This is a genomic window from Micromonospora sp. NPDC000663, assembly GCF_042898105.1.
GTDB lineage: Bacteria > Actinomycetota > Actinomycetes > Mycobacteriales > Micromonosporaceae > Micromonospora.
Genome location: NZ_JBIAYR010000004.1, coordinates 541,445 through 547,658, shown reverse-complemented (window position 1 = coordinate 547,658; position 6,214 = coordinate 541,445). Strand labels below are relative to the sequence as shown.

The 6,214-nt window shown below is 74.4% G+C and carries 6 protein-coding genes and 1 tRNA gene; 2 read left to right on the top strand and 5 right to left on the bottom strand.

The window, feature by feature from the left end; translation table 11 throughout:
- A partial coding sequence (locus ACFY1S_RS17960) for a hypothetical protein (protein ID WP_387118998.1) occupies positions 1–193 on the top strand: 193 nt, incomplete at its 5' end.
- Here the strand turns inward: ACFY1S_RS17960 and ACFY1S_RS17955 are convergent.
- Complete coding sequence (locus ACFY1S_RS17955) at positions 179–787, bottom strand: TetR family transcriptional regulator (protein ID WP_387118995.1); 609 nt, start codon at positions 785–787, stop codon at positions 179–181. The genes ACFY1S_RS17960 and ACFY1S_RS17955 overlap by 15 nt on opposite strands.
- A 96-nt stretch (positions 788–883) precedes the next feature.
- Here ACFY1S_RS17955 and ACFY1S_RS17950 point away from each other — a divergent pair, with 96 nt between their 5' ends.
- Positions 884–1,924, top strand: a complete 1,041-nt coding sequence (locus tag ACFY1S_RS17950) for an NAD(P)-dependent alcohol dehydrogenase (protein ID WP_387118992.1) — start codon at positions 884–886, stop codon at positions 1,922–1,924.
- Positions 1,925–1,937: 13 nt separating this feature from the next.
- On the opposite strand, the gene selB is transcribed toward ACFY1S_RS17950, so the two are convergent.
- The 4 genes from selB to nrfD form a co-directional block, all read right to left on the bottom strand.
- Positions 1,938–3,692 (bottom strand): selenocysteine-specific translation elongation factor, encoded by a 1,755-nt coding sequence (gene selB / locus ACFY1S_RS17945; protein WP_387118989.1) that lies wholly within the window; start codon positions 3,690–3,692, stop codon positions 1,938–1,940.
- A gap of 2 nt (positions 3,693–3,694) precedes the next feature.
- Positions 3,695–4,999, bottom strand: coding sequence for an L-seryl-tRNA(Sec) selenium transferase (selA, locus tag ACFY1S_RS17940; RefSeq protein ID WP_387118985.1), 1,305 nt, complete (start codon positions 4,997–4,999; stop codon positions 3,695–3,697).
- A gap of 23 nt (positions 5,000–5,022) precedes the next feature.
- Positions 5,023–5,118, bottom strand: a tRNA-Sec gene (locus tag ACFY1S_RS17935).
- Between the two features lie 38 nt (positions 5,119–5,156).
- On the bottom strand, positions 5,157–6,110 hold the full coding sequence (nrfD, locus tag ACFY1S_RS17930; RefSeq protein ID WP_387119335.1) for an NrfD/PsrC family molybdoenzyme membrane anchor subunit: 954 nt from the start codon (positions 6,108–6,110) through the stop codon (positions 5,157–5,159).
- Positions 6,111–6,214: the final 104 nt, after the last annotated feature.

Genomic DNA, 6,214 nt, shown 5'->3' with positions numbered 1-6,214 from the left:
CGGTCGGCGGTCGGCGGTCGGCGGTCGGCGGTCGGCGGTCGGCGGTCGGCGGTCGGCGGTCGGCGGTCGGCGGTCGGCGGTCGGCGGTCGGCGGTCGGCGGTCAGCGGTCAGCGGTCAGCGGTCAGCGGTCAGCGGTCAGCGGTCAGCGGTCAGCGGTCAGCGGTCAGCGGTCAGCGGTCAGCGGTCAGTTAGATCCTGGTCCGTCGGCACGGTGGCTCGTCGGACGCACTCGTGAAGAAGAGCACGACGTCGGGAATGGGCGTCGTCGGGTTCCTGGCTGCTGGCCGCATACACATTGCTCACCGGCGACCAGGCCATGGACATCGCGATGACCAGGGCCATGATGTCGAACGGGTCACCGCCGCGGATCCGCCCGGCGGCCTGGGCCTCGGCGATTGCCGTGAGCTTGTGATCGTCGTAGTGCTTGTGGGTCTCGACGAGGTGTCCGGCGGGCCGGCGTTCCAGCCGCGTCCAGGTCGCGAGCCGGATGAGGTCGGGGCGGCGCAGGTACTCGTCGTAGAGGCGAACGGCCCAGTCCGCGAGATCGTCGGCGTTGATCGGCACGACGTTGGTGATGCGCTCCAGCGAGCTGAGGAAGATCGCGTCGAAGAGTCGCTCCTTGTCCCCGAAGTAGGCGTAGAGCTGCGCCTTGTTGGTGCGGGCCGCCGTCACGATGCGTTCGACGCGTGCCCCGGCGATGCCGTGTTGGGCGAATTCCTCGGTGGCGGCGTCCAGGATGCGCTGGTAGGTCGCGGCACCTCGCGAGGTCAGGGGCTGCTCCGGCATGCTCCCACCCTAGCAAAACAGAACGGTTGGTTTGCTTCGCCTCGACTCCGGGCCTAAGCTCAGACAGACCGAACAGTCTGTTTAAAGGAGTCGATCATGCGACGGACCACCGGATGGCGAGCGACCGGCCCGACGGAGCTGGGGCGTACCCCGATCGAGCGCCGTGACCTACGCCCAGACGACATCGCGGTGCGGATCGACTACTGCGGGGTCTGCCACACCGATCTGCACGCCCTGCACGACTACGACCAGCACACCAACGCACACCTGGTGCCGGGTCACGAATTCACCGGCGTGGTGACCGCCACCGGCCCCGAGGTGACCAGCTTCTCGATCGGCGAGAGTGTCGCGGTGGGCAACATCGTCGACTCCTGCGGCACCTGCGCCATGTGCGCAGCCGGACAGGAGAACTTCTGCCACTCCTTCCCGACGCTGACCTACGGCGGCACAGATCGGCAGGACGGGTCGACGACCCTGGGTGGCTACTCCCGCGAATACGTCGTGCGGAACACCTTCGCCTACCCGCTGCCCGCCGACCTCGACCCGGCCGCGGCCGCCCCGCTGCTGTGCGCCGGCGTCACCGTCTGGGAGCCCTTGCGCTCCCATCGCGTCGGCCCAGGCAGTCGCGTCGCCGTAGCCGGACTCGGCGGCCTGGGCCACCTCGCGGTCAAAATGGCAGTGGCACTCGGCGCTACCACGACCGTGATCAGCCGCACCCAGGACAAGCGCGACGACGCCCGCCGGCTCGGCTCACACGACCTCGTCGACTCCACCGATCCCCAGCAGATGGCCGCGGCCCGCGACACCTTCGACCTCGTCATCGACACCATCTCCGCACCACACGACCTCGCCCCCTATCTGAAGCTGGTGGCGATGGACGGCACCCTCAGCCTGCTCGGATACCTGGGCCCGGTCACCGTGCAGACCACCGACCTGCTCGTCGGCCGCAAGAAGCTCAGCTCCGCCGGCAGCGGAGGCCGCCGCTCGACAGCCGAGATGCTCCGGTTCTGCGCCGACCACGGCATCGCCGCCGACATCGAGGTGCTCCCGTCGGCCCAGGTGAACACGGCAATCGACCGCCTCCGGCGAAATGACGTCCGCTACCGCTTCGTGCTCGACCTGTCCGACCTGGACTGAGTGCGGTTCGCGCTCACGTGACGACGATCCGGGCGTCGTCGGGCAGTCGTCGGGTCGCGCCCCGGCGGTCCAGCAGCTCCAGCAGGGGCACCGCCACCCGCCGGGTGGTGTCCAACGCCTGGCGGGCCGCGGAGAGGGTGAACGGCTGCGGCAGTCCCGCCAGCACCCGGACCGCGCCGTCGAGCGCGTCGGGCAGCAGCACCACGTTGTCGGCCAGCCGCAGCAGGGCGCCCGCCCGCACCGCCGCGCCGATCTCCCGGGGGCCCAGACCCAGGTCGACGAGGCGGTCCGCCTCGGGGGCGCGGAACGGGCGGTCGCCGTACTCGGCGCGGACCCGTTGCACGGCCCGGGCCACCGGTTCCGGCAGCACGTCGGCGCTCGCCGCCCCGACCCGCCCGGCGTGGATCCGCAGCGGCGGTCGGACCAGCGCCTCGACCAGCGCCCGGTCGGGCAGGGCGAGGCGCTGACGCAGCGCGTCCACCGGCATCCCGGGCTCCAACGGGTGCTCCCGGGCGTGACGGGCGACCTCCTCGGTCACCTGTTCGCCGAGCCGCCGCCAGTGCTCCGGGTCGGCCAGCCAGTCACCGGCCACCGGCGCGGCGTGCACGGGCACACCCATCCGGATCAGCGCACCGGCGCGGACGAGCCGACGGCGGCGCAGCTCTCCGGCCAGGTCGGGTCGGCCGTCCAGCCCGGCCAGGGCCTGCGCGCGGGCGGCTGCGGCACCCCGGCGGGCCAGCGGTGGCGGCGCCACGTCCAGCACCCGCACCCCACCTGTCACGTGGTGGCGGCCCGGGTCGCGCAGCAGCGCCCGGTCGCCCACCAGCAGCGGCAGCGGACGGGCCAACCGCAGCCGTACGGTGTCCGGGCCGAGCGGGCGGACGCGTACCGGCACCGCCGCCGACCCGACGTGCAGGGTGAGGGCGGCCGGCAGGTCGGCGGCGGGGTCGCCGGTCAGCCGGACGTCGACCAGGTCGGTGTGGTGAAACCGGCCCGGGGTGAGCAACGCGTCGCCGCGGCCGAGCCGGTCGCGGGGCGTACCGCGCAGGTTGACCGCCACCCGGGCCACCGCCGTCACCTCCGGCCGGGCCTCGCCCAGGGTGTGCAGGCCGCGGACCCGGACCGGTTCGTCGGCCCCGGCCAGCTCCAACTCGTCGCCCACCCGCAGGCGTCCGCCGCCGAGGGTGCCGGTGACGACGGTGCCGCTGCCCCGCACCGTGAAGCTGCGGTCGACCCAGAGGCGCACCGGGTCGTCCACAGCCGGCGCGGGCAGCCCGGCGGCGAGCTGGTCCAGGGCGGCCCGCAGGTCCGGCAGGCCCGCGCCGGTCAGGCCGCTGACCGCGACCGCCGGCACCGCGCCGAGGCTCGTCGCCGCGATCTCGGCGCGGGCGTGGGCGATGGCCGGCCCCGGGTCGGCCAGGTCCGCGCGGGTCACCGCCAGCAGGCCGTACGCGACACCGAGTGCGTCGAGCGCCGCCAGGTGCTCGGCGGACTGCGGCATCCAGCCCTCGTCGGCGGCCACCACTACCAACGCCGCGGGCACCGGGCCGACACCGGCGAGCATGTTCGGCACGAACCGCTCGTGCCCGGGTACGTCGACGAACGCCATCGTGGCGCCGGACGGCAGCGTCGTCCAGGCGAAGCCCAGGTCGATCGTCATACCCCGGCGGCGTTCCTCGGCCCACCTGTCGGGTTCCATCCCGGTCAACGACCGGACCAGTGTCGACTTGCCGTGGTCGACGTGCCCCGCGGTCGCGACGACGAACACGGTCAGTCGTCCCCGGGTACGCGCAGCACAGCCGCCCGGACCGCCTCGTCGGCCTCCTCGGGCACGCACCGCAGGTCGAGCAGGAGCCGGCCCCGGACCACCCGGCCGAGCACCGGCTGCTCGCCGGTGCGCAGCGGGCCCGCGTACCGCTCGGGCAGGCTCAGCGCCCACGAGTCCAGCTCCACCCCCGGGGCTCCGCCGCCACCGACCACCGCGACGGCCGGCACCACCTCGGCCTTGCGGCCGTCCGCGCCGAGTCGGTCACGCAGTCGCTCCACCCGGCGGCGCAGCGCGCCCGGGTCGGCGTGTAGGGCCGCCCGGGTCGGTGTGTCCGGCTGGTGCAGTGTGGCGGCCAGCGCGGCCAAGGTGAGCTTGTCCACCCGCAACGCCCGGGCCAGCGGGTGGCGGCGCAGCCTCTCGACCAGCTCGACGTCACCGAGCAGCAGGCCCGCCTGCGGGCCGCCGAGCAGCTTGTCGCCGCTGGCCGTGACGAGTGCGGCACCGGCGCGCAGGGTGCCGGCCGCGTCCGGCTCGTCGGGCAGAAGCGGATCCGCGGTGAGCAGACCGGAGCCGATGTCGGCGACCACCGGCACGCCGAGGGTGGCCAGTTGCCGCACCGGGGTCGCCGAGGTGAAGCCGGTGACCTGGAAGTTCGACGGGTGCACCTTGAGCACGAAACCGGTCTGCGGGCCGAGGGCCGCGGCGTAGTCGGCGAGTGTGGTGCGGTTGGTGGTGCCCACCTCCCGCAGCCGCGCGCCTGTGCTCTCCAGCAGGTCGGGCAGGCGGAAACCGTCGCCGATCTCGACCATCTCACCCCGGCTGACCACGATCTCCCGACCGGCGGCCAGGGCGGTGGCGGCCAGCACCAGCGCGGCGGCGCCGTTGTTCACCACGTGCACGGCCTCGGCGGCGGGCACGGCGGCGGCCAACGCGTCGAGGGCGTCCCGGCCGCGGCGGGCCCGCCGACCGGTGGCCAGGTCCAACTCCACATCGGTGTGACCGGAGGCGGCCACCACGGCGGCGACCGCCTCGGGTGACAGCGGCGCCCGGCCCAGGTTGGTGTGCAGCACGACGCCTGTCGCGTTGAGCACCACGCGGGGGCCGGCCGAGGGCAGCGCGGCGACCGCGGCGTCGCGTACCTCGTCGGGGTTCAGTTCGCCGCGGCGGGCCCGGTCCTGGGCGCGGACGACGACCGCCTTGACCCGGTCCCGACCGAGCGTCGCGCTGGCGGCGGCGAGCCGAGGATCGGCGAGCAGCGTGTCGGTGCGGGGCACCCGCCGTCGCGGGTCCGTCGGCCCGTCGCCCATCACGTCATCTCCCGCACTGGTTTTGGCGGAGACGGACGGGAATCGAACCCGCCTGGCCCGGGTCCCGGACCACACCGGTTTTGAAGACCGGGAGGGGCACCAGCCGCCTGAACGCCTCCACCGGACATTCGATCACAGCACGGACGGCACCGCCCGGTCAGGTGGAAGTTCCGCCGATGTTGCGCCGGGCTTCCACCCGCTCGCGCTGCGGCACCACGGTGTACCGGGGGTCGCGGGCCGAGGCGACGCCGCCGTAGAAGATGCCGAACCGGGTCGCCACCGAAGCGGCAAGCAACGCGGCGCCGGAGAGCGCGCCGACCGTCCGGCTGCGGCGGCCCAACAACGCCCCGGCGACCCCGGAGGCGGTCAGCAGCCGACCGGCGCGCAACAGTCGACCGGGGAGGCCCAGCCGGTAGGGCTCGCTGAGCAGACCGAGGCGGGTCTCCACCCGGTGCGCGCCGTACAGCTCCAGGGCCGCGCCGGCCACCGCCATCCGCCGGGCCGGTCCGGCCTGGGCCGGCGGCGCGGCGAGCAGACCCACGCCCGCGCCGCTGGCCAGCGCGCTGCCCGCGAAGATGACAGGCAACTCGGGGTACGCCTCATGCCACGACGGCACCGCCGTGTCGGCCAGCAACACCCCGGTGTACGTGGCCAGCGCGGGCGCGGCACCGCCGGCGAGCAGCCCGGCGGTGTGCCCGACCGACGGCAACGCCCGGCCGGCCAGCCCGAGCAGGCCGTGGCGCGGCAGCACACCGGCGGCCTCGGCGATCGCGGCGACACCGGCAGCCGGCCCGTAGGCGGTGAGGATCCAGGTGCCCATAGACATCGGCGAGGTCGGCTTCGCCACCCGCAGCATGTGGTGGAACCGCGCTGGGCGGCCCAGGTCCTTGACGAGGAACACGGCGCTGGCGCTGACGGCGGCCAGCGCGGTGACCCGACCGGCACGCCGCAACGCCGGCCGGCCGGTGAGCTGCCCACCGGCCGCGAGCAGCGACGATCCGGCCGCCAGCCCGCCGGTGAACAGGTACGCGGCGATGTCCCACTTCCAGACCGGCCCCTTGAGGATCGGCCGACCGTAGTACGACGTGAACTCCGCCTCCGGAACTCGCAGCTCCTCGCCGCCGCGACCGCCGCGTCGGCGGCCCGTGCGTCGACCGGGCTGGTCGACGGAGGTCCCCTGCGGTCCGGCAGCCTGGTGCCGCGTGGCGATCTCCT